Origin of the sequence: Soonwooa sp., from assembly GCF_032062245.1 — a bacterium.
GTDB lineage: Bacteria > Bacteroidota > Bacteroidia > Flavobacteriales > Weeksellaceae > Soonwooa.
Window position 1 is genome coordinate 38,558 of record NZ_DAMBQF010000016.1, and the last position, 17,912, is coordinate 56,469.

At 32.6% G+C, this 17,912-nt stretch carries 20 protein-coding genes and 1 other RNA gene; 9 read left to right on the forward strand and 12 right to left on the reverse strand.

What is annotated here, in order from left to right; translation table 11 throughout:
* Positions 1-3: 3 nt before the first annotated feature.
* From RT037_RS09065 to ssrA, 8 genes are all read right to left on the reverse strand, one after another.
* Positions 4-1,206 carry a hypothetical protein gene (locus RT037_RS09065; RefSeq protein WP_312322976.1) on the reverse strand — a complete coding sequence of 401 codons (1,203 nt, stop codon included), beginning with the start codon at positions 1,204-1,206 and terminating at the stop codon, positions 4-6.
* Positions 1,207-1,273: 67 nt separating this feature from the next.
* Positions 1,274-1,483 carry a hypothetical protein gene (locus tag RT037_RS09070; protein ID WP_313030199.1) on the reverse strand — a complete coding sequence of 70 codons (210 nt, stop codon included), beginning with the start codon at positions 1,481-1,483 and terminating at the stop codon, positions 1,274-1,276.
* Entirely contained in the window at positions 1,483-1,767 is a 285-nt protein-coding gene (locus RT037_RS09075) for a helix-turn-helix domain-containing protein (RefSeq protein WP_313030202.1), read from the reverse strand. The genes RT037_RS09070 and RT037_RS09075 overlap by 1 nt, the downstream gene beginning before the upstream one ends.
* Positions 1,768-1,838: 71 nt before the next feature.
* Positions 1,839-2,288 carry a hypothetical protein gene (locus tag RT037_RS09080; RefSeq protein ID WP_313030204.1) on the reverse strand — a complete coding sequence of 150 codons (450 nt, stop codon included), beginning with the start codon at positions 2,286-2,288 and terminating at the stop codon, positions 1,839-1,841.
* 37 nt (positions 2,289-2,325) lie between these two features.
* Positions 2,326-2,649 carry a hypothetical protein gene (locus RT037_RS09085; RefSeq protein ID WP_312322972.1) on the reverse strand — a complete coding sequence of 108 codons (324 nt, stop codon included), beginning with the start codon at positions 2,647-2,649 and terminating at the stop codon, positions 2,326-2,328.
* A 160-nt stretch (positions 2,650-2,809) separates the two neighbouring features.
* Positions 2,810-3,874 carry a Fic family protein gene (locus RT037_RS09090; RefSeq protein WP_312322971.1) on the reverse strand — a complete coding sequence of 355 codons (1,065 nt, stop codon included), beginning with the start codon at positions 3,872-3,874 and terminating at the stop codon, positions 2,810-2,812.
* 3 nt (positions 3,875-3,877) lie between these two features.
* On the reverse strand, positions 3,878-5,197 hold the full coding sequence (locus RT037_RS09095; protein ID WP_313030207.1) for a phage integrase SAM-like domain-containing protein: 1,320 nt from the start codon (positions 5,195-5,197) through the stop codon (positions 3,878-3,880).
* A gap of 195 nt (positions 5,198-5,392) precedes the next feature.
* Positions 5,393-5,792, reverse strand: a transfer-messenger RNA (tmRNA) gene (ssrA, locus tag RT037_RS09100).
* Between the two features lie 420 nt (positions 5,793-6,212).
* On the opposite strand from ssrA, the gene RT037_RS09105 reads away from it, so the two are divergent.
* From RT037_RS09105 to RT037_RS09120, 4 genes are all read left to right on the forward strand, one after another.
* Complete coding sequence (locus tag RT037_RS09105; protein WP_079667232.1) at positions 6,213-7,187, forward strand: ribonucleotide-diphosphate reductase subunit beta; 975 nt, start codon at positions 6,213-6,215, stop codon at positions 7,185-7,187.
* A gap of 12 nt (positions 7,188-7,199) precedes the next feature.
* The gene (locus RT037_RS09110) at positions 7,200-7,409 is read left to right on the forward strand and encodes a hypothetical protein (RefSeq protein WP_313030211.1); all 210 of its coding nucleotides are present in this window, start codon (positions 7,200-7,202) and stop codon (positions 7,407-7,409) included.
* 66 nt (positions 7,410-7,475) lie between these two features.
* The gene (locus tag RT037_RS09115) at positions 7,476-9,131 is read left to right on the forward strand and encodes a ribonucleoside-diphosphate reductase subunit alpha (RefSeq protein WP_312323763.1); all 1,656 of its coding nucleotides are present in this window, start codon (positions 7,476-7,478) and stop codon (positions 9,129-9,131) included.
* 131 nt (positions 9,132-9,262) lie between these two features.
* Entirely contained in the window at positions 9,263-10,156 is an 894-nt protein-coding gene (locus RT037_RS09120; protein WP_312323762.1) for a DUF72 domain-containing protein, read from the forward strand.
* 55 nt (positions 10,157-10,211) lie between these two features.
* Here RT037_RS09120 and RT037_RS09125 read toward each other — a convergent pair whose 3' ends face one another.
* Positions 10,212-11,735, reverse strand: coding sequence for a trypsin-like peptidase domain-containing protein (locus RT037_RS09125; protein WP_313030215.1), 1,524 nt, complete (start codon positions 11,733-11,735; stop codon positions 10,212-10,214).
* Between the two features lie 347 nt (positions 11,736-12,082).
* Here RT037_RS09125 and RT037_RS09130 point away from each other — a divergent pair, with 347 nt between their 5' ends.
* From RT037_RS09130 to RT037_RS09145, 4 genes are all read left to right on the forward strand, one after another.
* Positions 12,083-13,378 (forward strand): peptidase U32 family protein, encoded by a 1,296-nt coding sequence (locus RT037_RS09130; protein WP_312324810.1) that lies wholly within the window; start codon positions 12,083-12,085, stop codon positions 13,376-13,378.
* Positions 13,379-13,389: 11 nt separating this feature from the next.
* A complete protein-coding gene (locus RT037_RS09135; protein ID WP_313030221.1) occupies positions 13,390-13,620 on the forward strand; it encodes a ferredoxin in 231 nt (76 codons plus the stop codon).
* Positions 13,620-14,192: a 5-formyltetrahydrofolate cyclo-ligase gene (locus RT037_RS09140; protein WP_313030223.1), complete on the forward strand. Its 573-nt coding sequence runs from the start codon at positions 13,620-13,622 to the stop codon at positions 14,190-14,192. The genes RT037_RS09135 and RT037_RS09140 overlap by 1 nt, the downstream gene beginning before the upstream one ends.
* Before the next feature lie 178 nt (positions 14,193-14,370).
* The gene (locus tag RT037_RS09145) at positions 14,371-14,592 is read left to right on the forward strand and encodes a hypothetical protein (RefSeq protein WP_313030227.1); all 222 of its coding nucleotides are present in this window, start codon (positions 14,371-14,373) and stop codon (positions 14,590-14,592) included.
* 44 nt (positions 14,593-14,636) lie between these two features.
* Here RT037_RS09145 and RT037_RS09150 read toward each other — a convergent pair whose 3' ends face one another.
* Positions 14,637-15,290, reverse strand: a complete 654-nt coding sequence (locus RT037_RS09150) for a hypothetical protein (RefSeq protein ID WP_313030229.1) — start codon at positions 15,288-15,290, stop codon at positions 14,637-14,639.
* Positions 15,280-16,446 (reverse strand): hypothetical protein, encoded by a 1,167-nt coding sequence (locus RT037_RS09155; protein ID WP_313030231.1) that lies wholly within the window; start codon positions 16,444-16,446, stop codon positions 15,280-15,282. Before RT037_RS09155 ends, RT037_RS09150 begins: the two co-directional genes overlap by 11 nt.
* 182 nt (positions 16,447-16,628) lie before the next feature.
* On the opposite strand from RT037_RS09155, the gene RT037_RS09160 reads away from it, so the two are divergent.
* Entirely contained in the window at positions 16,629-16,880 is a 252-nt protein-coding gene (locus RT037_RS09160) for a hypothetical protein (RefSeq protein WP_079667241.1), read from the forward strand.
* 52 nt (positions 16,881-16,932) lie between these two features.
* Here RT037_RS09160 and RT037_RS09165 read toward each other — a convergent pair whose 3' ends face one another.
* Positions 16,933-17,703, reverse strand: coding sequence for a TrmH family RNA methyltransferase (locus tag RT037_RS09165; RefSeq protein WP_313030235.1), 771 nt, complete (start codon positions 17,701-17,703; stop codon positions 16,933-16,935).
* Between the last annotated feature and the right edge of the window lie 209 nt (positions 17,704-17,912).

Here is a 17,912-nt window from a genome sequence, read left to right on the forward strand (position 1 = left end):
ATTCTAAAAATTAAATTGTAATTGATTTGGTGGGTAGTTGCGTTGCTCGAACTTAATTCGGTTGTGTATGGTGTTAAAATGTTTGTTCCGAATATTGTGAGCGATGTAATAAAATTGTGCTTCTAAATCTAAATTCCGTTTCTTACTTTTCAGATATTTGTTTTCGATTTGCTTATAGATTTTGGGATAATGATCGTAGTAATATCGTAATGCTAAAATGTTAATGTAGTTACTTTGGATTTTCTGCATACTAATATCCAATCCTGTTACATTACAATTCCTTTTTGTGCAAATTCTAACTATGTCTTTTTCTTCTGATTTGTGCATATTCCAACTATCTATTAAAGCTGGAATTTGCATTTTTAAAAAACATTGCTCGATTTCATAAGTGAGTTGTTTCTTTAACTCGGTGTGCCAATATCCGAACTGCTGATAATAGTTTATTCGTGCATTTCTAAGACCATTGCGATAATGAAACTCATTTTCATAATACCGAATATCATGTATGCCCGAATCGTTCTGTAATTGGTCTAATATTAAAATATGTTCCCACGATTTCAGCAATCTATTATAAAGGCTTCTAATTATATCGGGATTTAATAAATCATTGTAAGAATGTATTCTAAAATCTCGTTGTAACTTTTCAGCGGTGCAAAACATATTCTCAAACCTCAACGTATTTGGATGTATGATGTTGGGATATTGTAAGCCTTTATGATATATTTTTGCGCTTATCGTTGGATAAGTTTCTTTTTTCTTTGTTGACTTAAAATAGGGAAGATGAGAATGCACTTGTAACAAAGGTTTCTTATTAAAGTACAAAGCTTGGTTAACAATATCCTTGCTGTCAAATTGATCGGGAATTATATTAACGCCAGCATCTGCCGAAGTAGGTTTTAATATTTTGGTATATTGTTCAATATTTAGTTTGTAAGCAATTTCTCTTAATGCACTTTCTAGGTTGACGATATTTAATTGGTCGCCATTGTGTATGTCGTTATTAATGTAGTAATGCGGTTTTATTGCGATGTCTACCTTGTTGTAATTACTACTGCCATTAATCTTTTTTAAAACCACTTTTACACCTTTTTTACCTATTCTAAAGATGTCTTTGTTTAGTGATTGGCTGGATAGGTTTAGAAATTTAGAATTGCTTATAGCATCAATTAAATCTAGGTTAGTTGATGTTGAATTGATAAAATCCATTTATTTTTTTTATCTTTGTTGTGTTGTAATGGTTGCCACTTTTACAGCGATTTGAACTAAAGGAAGCCTAGTAAAGACTTCCTTTTTTTAGTTCCTCTAGCATACTTCCAATGGCTTCGGTGGTGTTGTTAACGCCCTCTTGCACTTCAACCTCTAAAAGTTGAAACTCATAATTGGTAAGTTTTTCAAGTGTAATTGGTTTGCGTGGATCTACTTCTAAAGTATCAGCGTTAAAGAATCTCGATACCTCATCGAGTAATGATAAAGACGTATTCATTAACTCAATTTGTTTTTTAAGATTAATTCGTCAATGTCAGATCGTAAAAAGTAGATTCTATTGCCAACCCCGAAGCTAGAAATTATTCCATCTTTGCGCCATCTGTGTAATGTGCTAAGATCTATTTTTAAGAGTTTGCATACTTCCAAACGTGTAAGGTATTCGCTTGGTTGTTTTGGTTGGAACTCGGCAGATAGTTGTGCCTTTAGTTCGGGAATTAAAGAGTTTTTTAACTCTGTGATAAGGTCATTCAGGGAAATCCCGAGAAATTGTATTGCGCTCATAGCTAATGAAATATTATTAGCGCAAAGGAAATATAGTTTTATTCCTGTTTTATTCCTGTTTCATTCTTATTTTATTCCTGTTGAGATTCATTACTATTAAAAAGAATTTCTAAATTTTTTAGTGTTGTTTGATGTGTTAAAGTCTCTCCTTTAATATCTCTTCTACCATAATCGAAATTATATTTTTTTGAAACTAATTGCTTATAACGTTCTTTACTTATTTTTTGATACTTATTTAAGAAATAAAATATTTGATTGAACTTTGTTAAATCTGTAAATGATTTATTAGTTTGATTAAAATTATCAATAAAGTAATCTAATAATTTTAATCTTGTCATTTCTCCACTAAATAATGTAAATGCTATTCTGTCAATTTCATTTTTGTATGGGATCTTGCTTTCGTAGTCAGCAATTATTTTATGCAATTCTTCTTCTGTGTAAGCAAATCTATCATATATTAGATTTTCGATATAATCATCTTGTAGATAATCGCCAATATGGTCATCATCAATAAAGTCCATAACTTTTATTTATTTGTAACGGTTGCCATGTTTTAAATTATAAAGTTGTCGCAGCTTCTCGCATTGGGAAAATGTCGTCTGCATATACTTTTTCAGCGATTATTTTTTCAATAGCTAATTTTTCTTCTGTACTAATTTTAACTTTAAGCATATTCTTCCAAGTTCTGATAAGTTCAACTTCCTTTTTCATAATAGAAGGCTCTTCGCCATACCACTTAATATCAGCCTTAACAATCGCTTTAAGCATAATATCCTCGCTATAAATTTTGAAATATCCAATAGCGATATTTTTACTTTCAAGCCTAAAGTCTACGATAAATGCGTAGCCATTTAATGATTTTACTTTGTTTAAGAATTCCATAATAATAAAATTTAAGGGTTAATGATTTGATGTTTTTGTTATTTTCAAATTGTTGATTATTTTATAATCGTTATTAATTTCACTTATAAAATATTTGTTTTCTTATAAACGTTAGGATTGTCATTTATACAAAATGCTGTTTTTGTATAAACGTTTTTATTTAGTTTATAAAAAGTTGCAATAATGGTTCATTAATATAATAGCTTGATTTTCCTATCTGAACTTTATGTAAATATCCCTTTTCTGTAAGTATTTCTAAGTACTTCCTTGCAGTCAAATAAGATACTTGTAGATCTTTTTGTAATAAATCAATCTTGGTATAAGGATTTTTAAATAGATTGTTAATGAGGTCTTGACTGTATATTTTTGGTAATTCTGATCTTAACTTTTGCTTAGTGTTCTGCATTAATGTTTTGATATTTTCTACCAATTCAATTGTCTGTTGTGCGGTAACCTCAACCCCTTTTAGTAAATATAAAATCATACTTTCCCAATCCTCATGTGTTCTTACACCTTGTAGAATTGTATAATAATCCATTTTATTACGGATAATGTATCGGCTCAAATATAGAATCGGTAAGTCTAAAAGTCCTTGTAATACCAAATATAAGATATTAATTATCCTGCCCGTTCTACCGTTGCCATCATAAAATGGATGTATACTTTCAAATTGATAATGTATTATTGCCATTTTTACTAACGGATCTAAATCAGAAAATTCATTATCATTGATAAATTTTTCTAGGTTTGCCATGAGGTTTAAAACTTCGCTACTGTCTTGCGGTGGCGTGTAGACGGTTTGTCCTAGATTGTTGACTAATTTTGTTCCAGCTTGTGTACGGAATCCAGCGTTATTGTGTTCTAAAGTAGTTTGTATCTCAACAATATGTTTGTTGAGTAAGAGTTTTTCTTTTCGTACAATTTCAAAACCTAGTCTTAAACTTTGTGCATAGCTGTAAACTTCCTTTGTTGCAGGGTTTTTACTTTCTATTAAAATATTTTCTTTATATAACTCATCGTGAGTTGTCACAATGTTTTCTATTTCACTACTGTCTTTTGCTTCTTGTAATGTAAGTGTGTTTATTAAAATGTTTTCATTTGGAATAGTTTTAACCGTTCCTTTTAACTCTGCCAAAAAGCGATGTGATTTGGATAACTGTTTTAAAATAGCAGAAGTTTCTATTTCTCTTTTTGGAGGCAGATAGGGTAAATTAAAATTTTCCATTGGTTATGATATTTTTAGTATGGTTTCAAATTTTTCTCTCACTTGCTTAGCCTTATCAATTTTTGCGGTCTTGTCATAGTGGTTAACCATTTCATCTGTTTTATGCCCTGTTTGTGTTTTGATGAGGTCTTTGTCTAGTATGCCAACAAATAAGGTGACGAATGTTCTTCGCATAATATGGGAGGTAACTAATTCCCATTTCTCGTATTCTTCAACTTTCTTTTTCTTAGTCTTTTTGTCGATCTTTCCGCCTAACATGATATTGGTTAATCCTGCGGTTTTAGCTACTATCTTAATATATTCGTTAAAGCGTTGGTCTGATATTTTTCTTGGGAATTGCCCCTCTCTTTTGTTAAGTATCTTAATTATTTTAGGGTGTAAAAAGATAATTTCTTCTGCATCGTTGGTTTGGTTCTGGATTTTCTTTTGTGAGAATTGTAGTAAATTATCTTCAATTATATTTTTGTGATTAAAATTTAGCAAGTCCGATACCCTTGCACCTGTGTAACATCCAATAATTAACCAATCCTTAGCATTTTCCAAATATTCGTGTGGGTAGATTGTGTTTTCTATTTGTTCAAGTTCTTTAAAGGATAAAATAGGAAATGTAAAATCTTGCTTCTCGGTAATAAATTCCCAATTTAAAGGATCAATACTTATTTTCGCTTTTTTGGAAAAGTGCTTAATTATAGACTTTATATATTTTAAGTCTTTAATAATAGTGCTACTACTATATTGTAAGTCTTGCATCCATTGTGTAAAGTTGTCTCTAAAATTATCATCAACCTGATTTAGTTTTAAAGACTTCTTATACTTAATGATATTATTCTTTATCGTAGTTAGCTTCTTATGGGTAGCAACAGAAATAGGGATTTGTTTCCCTGTAATGCGTTTGCTCTTTTCTCGAATATAGAATTCTATACACTCGCTAAATAGTTCGGGGATCTCATTCTTTTTTGGAGTAGCTACTTTTTTATTTGCTGATTTTGTAGGAAAGTATTTATCTTCTATGTACTTCTTAACCTCATCTTTACTAGCGTTTGGGTTAATGGTTATAAAGTTTTGAAAATCTACTTCTAATAAAGTCAGATTATTATTAAGCGTTTCAATTTCTTTTTTAAGTTGCTTGCCCTCTGGGTTTCTCGGTGTTGTTTTCTCAAATGGATTTCTCCGTCTTTGGGTTTGTTCGTCCCATTCGTTGGAAATTACTTTGTAAGGTGTTCTTACAGTTAGATCGAAGCTTCTACCGTTGTTAATTCTTAGATTAATAGTCGTAGGGGTAGGAGAGTTTTTAACTCTCAGAAACAATTTAGTGGTTGCCATACTAGTGATTTGTCGTTACAAAAATAGCAAAATTAAATTTGTACCGACATTTGTACCGACAATTTTTCAAGTTAATGCAATTAATTGCAATTTGATAGAATCGTTAATGTAAGGCTTGTGTTGGGTATTTTGATAGTGTTTATCGGTGTTTACGCATAAAAAAAGGCACTCTAGTGAGTACCTTAATTTCATGTGTTGTGGAGTTGGAGGGATTCGAACCCTCGTCCAAACAAGCAATACATAAGCTTTCTACATGCTTATTTTGCTATTGGTTTTCGAACATAGGCAGAGAGCAAACACCCAACCTACATCTTATCTTCTAAAATTTTCGTGTTTTGGACGAAGCTTCCAAAACCTTATTTCCGCATTCCTATGCCCCAGAATCCAACGTCGCAGAACAGAACATTGGTGAGACATCTTGCTTCCTTACTATCTTCAGGAAAGCGCTCAGAACCTACTAAACTTCGGATTAAGCTGCAAGAGCGAACTCTTCGTTGCCAGTTAAAATTTTGTAGCAAGGGATTAAAGAGATCGCGCTACGGTTCTCTGCATGCTTACTTACACATTGGTCTTGCTGTCGAAACCAGTCAACCCCAAGTTTGTCTACAAAGATACGAATTTTATCTCGTCTTTTTTTCTAAATTTTAAGCTCTCTTATTTTATATCAACACACCGCTTCTTGTTTGTTTTTAAATTGTTGAATATCAATATGATGTATATTTTTGTTTAATAGTTGAAAGCATCATTGTGGATAAAAAGAGATTAAGATTTTGCTAACCTATTGTTAATCAAAGCTTGGTGAATTCTGTGGAAAACTTTTTCAAACATTAACATTAAATTTCGAGTTTTCGGGGCTTTTGCATTTTCTTTTTAGACTTTCAATTTCTATTTTTGTAAGACCGATTTGTTTCAAAATCATATTTTCTAAATTATTGAAATTGAAACAAATAAGTGTTTATAAAGGAAATAAATCACTGTTAGAAAGTATAAAACGCGAATAAAAAGTTAAAGAATTATGGGCATTTTCGATAAAAGAGTTAGTTACAAACCATTTGAGTATCCAGAGATTTTGCAATTTGTGGAAGCGATTAACAAATCATTTTGGGTTCATTCAGAAGTAGATTTTACTGCAGATATTCAAGATTTTCATTCTCAATTGGCGCCACATGAAAAAATTGCGGTTAAACATGCGCTTTTAGCAATTGCTCAAATCGAAGTTTCGGTTAAAACATTTTGGGGAAATCTTTACAACCACTTGCCAAAGCCTGAATTTAATGGTTTGGGAGCAACTTTCGCGGAGTGTGAATTCCGTCATTCAGAAGCTTATTCTAGATTGTTGGAAGTGCTTGGGTACAACGAAGAGTTTAACAGCGTTGTAGAAATTCCTGCAGTTAAGAAAAGAATTGATTTTTTGTCAAACGTTCTTAAACACGCTAATTCTACAACGCCGAAAGAATATGTTTCTTCTTTGTTGTTGTTTTCGATTTTGATTGAAAACGTATCATTGTTCTCTCAGTTTGCGATTATTTTGTCGTTTACAAGATTCAAAGGATTCATGAAGAATGTGTCTAACATTATTGCTTGGACGTCTGTTGATGAGCAAATTCACGCTAATGCTGGTATTTATTTAATCAACAAAATCAGAGAGGAGCAACCAAATCTTTTAACAGATTCTGACATCGAAGATATTTACACTTTAGTGGATGAGTCTATCGCGTTGGAAGCAGAAATTCTTGATTGGATTTTTGAGCAAGGTGAATTGGATAACTTTTCAAAAGAAGATCTTCTTAACTTTATGAAATACCGTGTTGACGATTCTCTTAAAAAAATCGGTATGAAAACACGTTACGATGTTTCTCCAGAACAATACAGACCAATGGTTTGGTTCGAGGAGGAAGTATTCGCAAACTCTATGGACGATTTCTTTGCAAAAAGACCTGTAGATTATACTAAGCATGACAAGTCGATTACTGCTAACGATTTGTTTTAAAATTTATTTTTAATGAAAGAAATTATTGATTTGCTAAATAAGCATGAGGAAGGTCTTGAAACCATTAATCAAAGACTTGATAATATTTATAGTGATATGCCAACAAGTATTGATGTGAACAAAGAACAACTCGAAGAGAATGTTAGAAATTTAAAATTAGAGGTTGAAAAACTAAGTGGAAAATTAGATCATTTAATATATTTATTTGAAAATAGAGTCTAATAAGTTTTCCTTTTAAATGTTTTTTTTAATTTATACAAAGTAAAGAGAGTTTTACATAAAATTATGATGGACGAAAATATCGATATCTGGTGGCTCAACGAAGAGTCCGAGCAAATGCTTAACAGAGGTTATCTTCTAAAAGGTGAAACTGTAGATGGCGCAATTGATCGTATTACAACTGCTGCGGCAAAAAGACTTTTCAAACCAGAATTGCAACCAGCTTTCAAAGAAATGATTGTAAAAGGTTGGATTAGTTTTTCATCGCCAGTTTGGGCAAATATGGGAACACAAAGAGGATTGCCGATTTCATGTTTTAATGTTCATATTCCAGATAGTATCGAAGGAATCACACACAAAATGGGTGAAGTAATTATGCAAACTAAAATCGGTGGTGGTACATCGGGATATTTTGGAGAATTGCGTAATCGTGGTACTGCTGTTACAGACAACGGAAAATCTTCGGGTGCGGTTTCGTTTATGAAACTGTTTGACACTGCGATGGATGTTGTATCACAAGGTGGTGTTAGACGTGGTGCTTTTGCAGCTTATCTAGACATCGACCATGGCGATATTGAAGAGTTTTTATCAATTAAAGATATCGGAAGTCCTATCCAAAACTTGTTTACAGGTGTTTGCGTTCCAGATTATTGGATGCAAGATATGGTAGATGGTGATATGGAAAAACGTAAAATCTGGGCGCGCGTGCTAGAAAGCCGCCAGCAAAAAGGTTTGCCATATATTTTCTTTACAGATAATGTTAACAGAAATAAACCTCAAGTCTATAAAGACGCTGGATTAATGGTTAATGCAAGTAATCTTTGTTCGGAGATTATGTTGCCATCGACAACCAACGAGTCGTTTATTTGCTGTTTATCTTCAATGAATCTTGAGTTGTTCGACGAGTGGAAAGATACCAACGCTGTTAAATTGGCGATTTATTTTCTAGACGCTGTATTGTCAGAGTTTATTGAAAAAACTGAAGGTAACTATTATTTGACATCAGCGCGTAATTTCGCAATGCGTCACAGAGCTTTAGGTTTGGGAGTTTTGGGTTACCATTCTTATTTACAAAAGAATATGATTCCATTTGAAAGTTTCGAAGCGACACAATTTAACGCGAGAGCTTTCAGACATATTAAAGAGCAAGCTGAGCAAGCTTCTAAAGAGTTGGCTAACATCTATGGTGAACCAGAAATGTTAAAAGGTTACGGACTTCGTAACACAACTCTGATGGCGATTGCGCCGACAACTTCTAGTTCTGCTATTTTAGGGCAAACATCTCCAGGAATTGAGCCTTTCGCTTCTAACTATTACAAAGCAGGTTTAGCAAAAGGAAACTTTATGCGTAAAAATAAATACCTTGCTAAATTGCTACAAGAAAAAGGTCTTGATAACGAAGAGACGTGGAGAAATGTGATGCTTAATCACGGTTCGGTACAACATCTTGATGGTTTGACAGATGATGAAAAAGCAGTTTTCAAAACATTTAGAGAAATTTCTCCAATGGAAATTGTATCACAAGCCGCTCAAAGACAACAATATATCGACCAAGCACAGTCACTTAACTTACAGATTCCGTCTACAATGCCGGTTAAGGATGTTAACTATGTGATGATTGAAGCTTGGAAAAAAGGCGTAAAAACCCTATATTACCAAAGAAGTTCGTCGGTGTCAAAAGAATTGATGGTGAACTTTGTAAGTTGTTCTTCTTGCGAAGCATAACAAAATGACATTATAATTAATTGATACTTAAAAAGACCGTAGATTTTCTGCGGTCTTTTTTTGAAGTAAACATTTACAAAAGATGTCAGTTTTTTTCTAACTTTAAACTTTGAATTTAAAATTTAATCACAATGAAATTCGGACAAGTTGAAGATCCTTCAAAAATAGATTTTAGGCTACCTCAAGATAATTCGCATACTAAGACTATTTTAAAACTAAATAAAAAAGGTTTGCAAGACATATCAATCGGTTGTGCAAAATGGAATAAAACTGACCTTAAAGGCTTTTATCCAAAAGGTACAAAAGATGAATTAAGTTATTATGCGACGCAATTTAATTCCATTGAGTTGAATGCAACGTTTTACGGAATGCCTTCTCCTGATCAGGTTTTAACTTGGAAAGATAAAACGCCCGATGATTTTAAATTTTTCCCAAAAATCACAAATACAGTTTCGCATTTTCGAAGATTATTGAATATTGATGATGTTGTGACACAATTTGCAACTTCGGTTCTTAATTTCGGAGATAAATTAGGAATGGTTTTTTTACAGTTACACGATAATTTTAAACCTAAAGATTATGAACGTTTAGAAAAGTTTGTCCAAAATTGGCCTAAAGAAGTGCCATTAGCAGTCGAACTTCGCAACACCGAATGGTTTGTAGATGAAGAGATTTTTGATAAAACATGCAAATTGTTTGAAGATAATAATGTTAGCAATATTATTGTTGATACTGCTGGACGTCGTGATATGTTACACATGCGATTGACGACGCCAACAGCTTTTATTAGATATGTTGGTGCTAATGCTGAGAACGATTATCAAAGATTGGACGATTGGTTGGAGCGATTGACAACGTGGAAGAAAGAAGGTTTAGAAAACTTGTATTTCTTCGTTCATCAAAATATAGAAAAAGCATCGCCACTTTTGTCCGCACATTTTATTAAAAAACTAAATGAAGCTTGGGGAAAAGAAATTCATATTCCACAAATGGGAAGTGATCCATCCAAATTGACTTTGTTTTAAAACTAAAAAAGCAGCTCTTATTCGAGCTGCTTTTCTTTTGGATTTTGTTTATTGATTAAGGCATTTTGAAACCTCTAGTTGTCATTCTTCCGTATTCGTCAACGTATTTAACTTGTACATTTCCAGAATATCCATCAAGGATTTTTTCAACATCTTTTTGACTGTTAACAGGTTTTCCATTAACTTCGATAATGATGTAGTTATCAACGATTCCGATTTTGTCCATTTCGCCACCTTCGGTTACATTTCTAGCAATTACGCCACTGTTAAGTCCATAGTTTGTTTTAATTCTATCACTTAATGGCTCGAACTCACTACCGATTTTTTCAGTAACCGTTAAATCAGCTTTACTTCTTGCAGAGGTATTACCTTTTTGGTCTTTAAGCGTTACGTTAGCGGTATTGGTCTTTCCGTTTCTGGTATAAGTCACCAAAACTTTGTCACCAGGTCTTTTGCTACCAATCACGAAAGATAAATCTGCGTAGCTATTGATGTCTGTGTTATCGATTTTCGTAATAACATCTCCAATTCTTATACCTGCATCACCAGCGCCACTATTATCGCTAACTTCTCGTACATAGACGCCATTTCCAGTTTTTAAATTGGCTTTTTTCTCTTGGTTGTAAGCCATCACTTGGTTGTCGTTTGATAAATCAAGTGTACCAACACCTAAGAAACCTCTTTGTACCAAACCAAACTTCTTAATGTCTTCAACAATTTTTCTTGCTAAGTTAGAAGGAACTGCAAAACCATAACCTTCATAATATCCAGTATTTGACGAGATTGCTGTGTTAATACCAATAAGGTCACCACTCACATTAACCAAAGCACCACCACTGTTACCCGGATTAATTGCTGCATCCGTTTGGATAAAGCTTTCAATTGGCGTTCTAGATTGTTGACTTAACAGATCGATGCTTCTTCCTTTAGCGGAGATAATACCCGCTGTAACTGTAGAATTAAGTCCTAACGGGTTACCAACTGCCAAAACCCATTGTCCAACTTCAACCGCGTCTGAGTTTGCGAAATTAAGATAAGGAAGACCCTTTTCTTCAATTTTTAAAAGTGCGATATCTGTATTTGGATCGGTACCAACTAGATTAGCAATGTAAGTCTTTTTATTACTGAGTACAACTTCTAGTTTACTAGCACCTGCTACTACATGGTTGTTAGAAATGATGTAACCATCAGGAGAGATAATTACACCAGAACCTAAACCAGAAGGCATATTTTTAGGTGGTTGCTGACGTTGCTGCGGTTGCTGTCTTCCTCCTCCAAATGGATTCCCGAAGAAGAAATCAAACAAATCGCTATCTGGCGCTCTTTGCGCAGATCTATTAGAATAATTTTTTATAGTAACAACTGCAGGGACAGTCATCTTAGAAGCTTTTACAAAGTCATCTCCGACTGCGCTAGTATTAAGACCAGCAAAGCTTGCATTGTTACTAGATTTTGTAAAGTAAGAAAAATCCTCACCAGAATTATGTGGATCAAAATATTTAATAGCTCCAAAAGTAGTTGCGCCTGATAAAACCCCAACTACAGCTAACGGCATTAGTTTTTTTAATGTATTCTTCATTTTATATTTCCTTTAGTTTTTGATTTTAATATTTAAACAAATTTAATGCTAAATATGTATAAACTAAAAACTTAGTGTTACAGATTTAACTAAGTTTAACCATTATTAAATATAAATTAATAAATATTTCTCGATTTTAAGAGTTTTTTAGTGGTTTTAAAGGCTTTTTAAGATTTGAAATATACTTTTTATTTTTACTAAATGTGAAAATTTGTCAATGATTTTTTTTGAATGCTGACAAAACTTCTCATAGAGGATATAATTTTAGGTTAATAAAACTATCAATTGCCTTTAATTTTAAACAAGAATAAATTAATTACCTTTGCAAAAAATTTAGTAATAATAAAATGACAAAGACAGGAAGAATAGAACTAATGTCTCCCGCAGGAGATTTTACTTCGTTACAAGCGGCGATTGACAATGGTGCAGATTCTGTTTACTTTGGTGTAGAGCAGCTTAATATGCGTGCCCGTGCTACCATGAACTTTACACTTGACGATCTTCCTGAGATTGCAAGACGTTGTGAAGAGAAGGGTGTAAGAACGTATTTGACGCTTAACACGATTATATATGACCATGATTTATCGATTATAAAAACCCTTTTGGATAAAGCGAAAGCTGCTAATCTTACAGCGGTTATTGCGATGGATCAAGCGGTTATTGCGTATGCAAGACAAATCGGTATGGAAATTCATATCTCGACGCAAATTAATATTACCAATATCGAAACCGTGAAATTCTATGCACTTTTTGCCGATACTATGGTCATGAGTCGTGAGTTGAGTATTTCTCAGATCAAAAAAATTGCGACACAAATTGAAAAAGAACAAGTTAAAGGACCTTCTGGGAGATTAGTAGAAGTTGAAATTTTCGGTCATGGTGCGCTTTGTATGGCGGTTTCGGGTAAATGTTATTTGAGTCTTCACTCTAACAATTCGTCAGCTAATAGAGGTGCTTGTAAGCAAAATTGTCGTAAAAAATATACCGTTATCGATCAAGAAACTGGTTTCGAAATCGAACTGGATAACGAATATATGATGTCGCCAAAAGATCTTTGTACAATTGGTTTCTTAGATCAAATCGAAGATGCTGGCGTTAAAGTTTTGAAAATTGAAGGTCGTGGTCGTGCGCCAGAATATGTGGCTATGGTGACAAAATGTTATCGTGAAGCGATTGACAGTATCGCAGACGGAACTTTCTCTCAAGAAAAAGTAAAAGGATGGATGGAGCGTCTAGAAACTGTATATAATAGAGGTTTCTGGGCAGGTTATTATCTTGGTCAAGAATTGGGAGAGTGGTCTGATAATTCTGGATCTAGCGCTACGCAAAAGAAAGTCTACATCGGAAAAGGTCGCCATTTCTATCCAAAATCAGAAATTGCTGAATTCTTAATCGAAGCTTATGATTTGGCGGAAGGAGATACTGTTTTGATCCAAGGTCCAACAACTGGATCTCAAGAAATGGTAATCCAAGGTCTTATGGTGGATGGTAAAGAAGGTGCTACAAAAGCAACAAAGGCTGACGTTATTACTTTTAAAACTGATTTCCGTGTACGTCCATCGGACAAACTTTATAAAGTTGTGAAGGTTGAAGAGCCAGGAACACAACAAAATAATGTTGAAGAAGGCGCTTATTCGCATTAATACTAGGATTGATGGTTATTGTTACATTACAAAGAGACAAATGTATCGGTTGTAATTATTGTGCGGAATTTGCACCAGAATTTTTTAGAATGTCTAAAAAAGATGGTAAATCTGTATTATTAAAATCAATCGAGAAGAAAGGGTTTTTTACCATTAAAACGCCTTTTCCTGATGCTTTTGAGTCGTGTGATAAAGCTGCGAAAGCTTGTCCTGTTAATATTATTTCGGTTAAAGAGGTATAATGGAAACTATTTTTGAAACAAAAGAAGTTTTAAGAAAAAAATATTTAGATAAAAGAATGACCTTGTCTCAGGACGAGGTTTTTCTATTTTCTGAGCAGATTTTTGAAACTTTTTTAAAAGAGTTTAGCATAAAATCAAATTCAAAAATTCATTGTTTTTTGCCAATAACATCTAAGAACGAAGTTAATACACAATTTTTCTTTGATTATTGTTTTAAAAATGATATTAAGATATTTGTCCCGAAAGTTGTTGGTGATAACTTAGTTTCTATTGAAGTAACACCTGATACTGAATTTTCTATCAGCAAATGGAATATAAAAGAACCAAAAACGAATGTTGGTAGCTCTATTAAGGAATTTGATTTTTGTTTGACGCCATTGTTATATTGTGATCCTAAAGGTAATAGAGTAGGATATGGCAAAGGCTTCTATGATCGATTCTTTAGCGAAAATAATGTTAATAATAAAATTGGATTAAGTTTTTACAAACCAAATTCTTTGATTGTAGATGTTTTGTATTCAGATGTTAGGTTAGATTTTTTAATAATCCCTAATCAGGTTTTTGTATTTTAGTATCTGTGTTTTTATGTAAATAAGTGATTTATAGTATTGTAAATTTGTAAATTGAATTACAAGAACTATACAATTGAATTATTTTATTTGTAATATTAGCTTGCATATATTTGTAATGTCTTAAAGATAAGACGAAACACAAATTTTACATATATTAATTATTAAAAAACATTTTATTATGAAAAAAGTAATTGGAGCATTAGCGATCATTTCATTAGTGTTAGTGTCTTGTAAAAAAGCTGAAACAGTTGATACAAACGTTGTTGACTCGGCTGCAGCTAAAGTAGATTCATTATCTAAAGAGGTTGACACAGCGGTAGCTAAAGTTGACTCTGCAGCTGCTAAAGTAGATTCTGCAAAAGCAGAAGTTAAAGAAGCCGTTGATGCAGTTAAAAAATAATCTGATTAAGATTTAAAAATTAAGCCTCCATTTGGAGGCTTTTTTTATTTCTTTTTGATAGGTTTTTCTGCTTTAATCAATGTTTTTTGTTCTTTTGATTTATCCTGGTTGCTTTCAGTTTGCGCCGATGTCGAATCTTTTTTCTTACCTAGATCGGTGTAAAAATTTTTAAAATAAAACTTAAATTCATTGTTGTCTTTAGCTGGGACAGATTTCAAAACATATTCGGCATTTCTATCATAACTTCCAATAAAAGCTTTTTTGCTATTATAATATTCAACACTAAATTTAGCAACATCAAAAGTGTCTTTTTCAGTAATTTTTCTTTCGATATTTAAATTATTGATACTCGCATAGCGGACTTTTAGGCTGTCAAGATCTTTGAATAGAGGTTTTAGTTGAGTAGAATCCGTTTTTAAAAAATAGCTTTGCATTTGTGCATAGATTACAGAGTCAATTTCAGTATCCTTATTTCCAGAAATATAAAGCGTTGAAAGATCCAGTAGGTCTTGGATTTTCTGCTTAGTTATAATGTTTATAGCTTGTGCGCTATCCATTTTTGCAGATGGAATCGTATTGCGATTATTCTTGTATTTAACATCATTGATGTTCGATTCGCCTTCGTACTTTTTGTTACACGAAATAATACTAATGCATGCAGAAATTGCTATAAATATGGATAGTATTTTAATTCTCATTGGTTGAAATTTTAAAACGGATAAGTACTATTTTGCCATTTTTCATCTGTGTATCAATCACATTTAGGTTTTCTAAAGCAGTGGTTGGTAACGTAACAAGGCTAATATATTTTTGTTTATCAAGTCGCTCAACAGCGTAAGTCTCGTTGTCGTAGACTTGCGTTATTTGTGCATCATCGCTAATTAATTGGTTTAGCTGTTCTCTTTTCTTTTTAAAATCTTTTATAGATCTAGAATAATAGTAAAGTAGAATCGCATAATCATTAGGTTTTAGCTCAATGTTTTCTTTTTCAGGTGCTGTTTCTAAGTTCCTTTTGATTGTATCAGTTTTATAAAAAGGGGAAGAAACAATCATAGTTAAAGTTTTGCTCTGTGTTGTGTATTTAAAAGGAGCGTTCGGTTTAATTCTTATTAGGATTGGAGATTCATTCTCTTTAAGTATTTTTACATCTAGTTCATCTTTTATTAATGTATTTCGATCAGAGTCAATGAAGCTGTATGTGTAATCTTTATATAACCATTGATCGCGAAATATTAAGAATAAAATCGAAAGGCTTAATACAGATGTTATGATATACCAAATGTTTTTCTTGAAGAAATTTCTTTTCGAAATACTAGATAAAGTTTCAATTTGTTGATCTTCAGTAGTGTTTAATTGTAAAACTTCTTTTTTTGTAGATTTTTCTAAATTATTTCTATCTTGAATTTGCAGATTTTTATCGACTTTTTCAACTTCAAGATTATTTGGAATAACATCAATCGTTGCTTGCTTATCCATTGTTGAATTTTCAACAAATTTTACTGTTTTTTCAGTAGGTGTAATTTCTATTTCTGGTTCATCTACTTCAGTTGTAGGTAAAGTAATTGGCTTCAGCTTTTTATAATTAAACCAGGATTCGTAACCTGCATAATTTGATAATAAATTAAGCATGTCAATTCTTGGCAATTTGCTTACTGGCGAGGTTTTGAAATAAGTGTAAAAAGACTTTTCACTAATGTTTCCTTTAGCGTATTTTCTTAAGTCTTCTTGAAAATATATGATGTCAATGCCTTTCCACTTAGTAATATCATTGTGGGAAGGTGTATGATTGTCTAAATACTTGGCTTGAACCTCTTTTTTTAGCTGTTCAAAGTATAAAATTTCTAAATTGTCCAAATGTTGAAAAATTTATAATTAACTGTTTTACAGGTGCTTTTAATTGTAAAACTATTTTACAAAGATATTACAATTAATTTTCTAACACAAATTTTTTTGCTGCCATACCTTTGTCCTGTTCAAATTGATAGAACAGAAAAGAATTCATTTAAAATAACAAACAAAATTAAATTTAATTTATTATGAAAAAGTCATTATTTGTAGCTGCTATCGCTGCTGTTGCTCTTGTAGCTTGTAAAAAAACTGAAAACGTAGATGCTGCTAACACAGATTCAGCTGCTGCTGTAGTTGATACTGCTGCTGCTACTGTTGATTCAGCTTCAGCTACTGTTGATTCAGCTGCTGCTAAAGTTGACTCTGCTGCTGCAACTGTTAAAGATGCTGCTAAAGAAGTTAAAGATGCTGCTAAAGAAGTAAAAGAAGCTACAAAATAATTAAAAATTATTTGTAAAAAAAAGAACCGTTTCGATTTCGAAACGGTTTTTTTTATTTCATTTTTTGACGAAGTGCTTCATAACAAGTTATCGCAACAGCATTACTCAAGTTCAAAGAGTCAATACTTCCAGCCATCGGTATCAGTGTGTTTTTTCCTTTTTCCTTCCAAAAATCACTAAGTCCAGAATGTTCAGTCCCAAAAAGTACAGCACTTTTTTGTTTTAGATTACGCGAGTCTAGCGGTTGCGCATCGTCAGACATAAAAGTCGTGTAGATTTCAAAAGCATTTCTTTTCAAAAAGTCGAAAGCGTCTTCATTACTTACCGCACAAAAGTTCATTCCAAAAAGACAACCAACGCTACTTCTGATAACATTCGGGTTATAAAAATCAACTTTTGGATCAGTCACAATCAAAGCATCAATACTAAAAGCCTCGCAACTTCTCAAGATTGCGCCCAGATTTCCCGGCTTTTCAATGCTTTCCAAAATGATAATTGTAGAGTTTTCTTTTAGTTTTAGCGAAGCCAAATTCAGTTCCTTATTCTTATAGACACCAATTATTCCTTCCGTCGTCCCACGATATGCAATTTTTTCGTACACCGCTTTACTTACAAAATTCACATTTTCGGTTGGTGTTTTGCCTACAAAAATATCTGGTGCAACATAAAACTCTACAGCCTCGTAGCCAAAATTTAGTGCACGTTCATTTTCTTGTTGACCTTCCACCAAAAAAACTTCGGCTTTTTTTCGGTCATTATTTTTGCTTAGCCAACGACTAATTTTCTTTATTTTCTCGTTCTGGAAACTTTCGATGATTTGCATTTCTGCTATTTTTCCACAAATTACGTTATTATTTTGTGCTATTTCCAAATTTCAAATCCTAGTTTTCATCTATTTTATAATCAGGAGCTAATCCCGCTTTCACTACTCGCTATCCCAAAGCCAAGCTTTTTCCTTGTTATTTGGGATGAGCTCAAACATGCCGTTCAATGGTAAGTTTGCATTAGGATAATTAAGGAAGTAAATTAGTT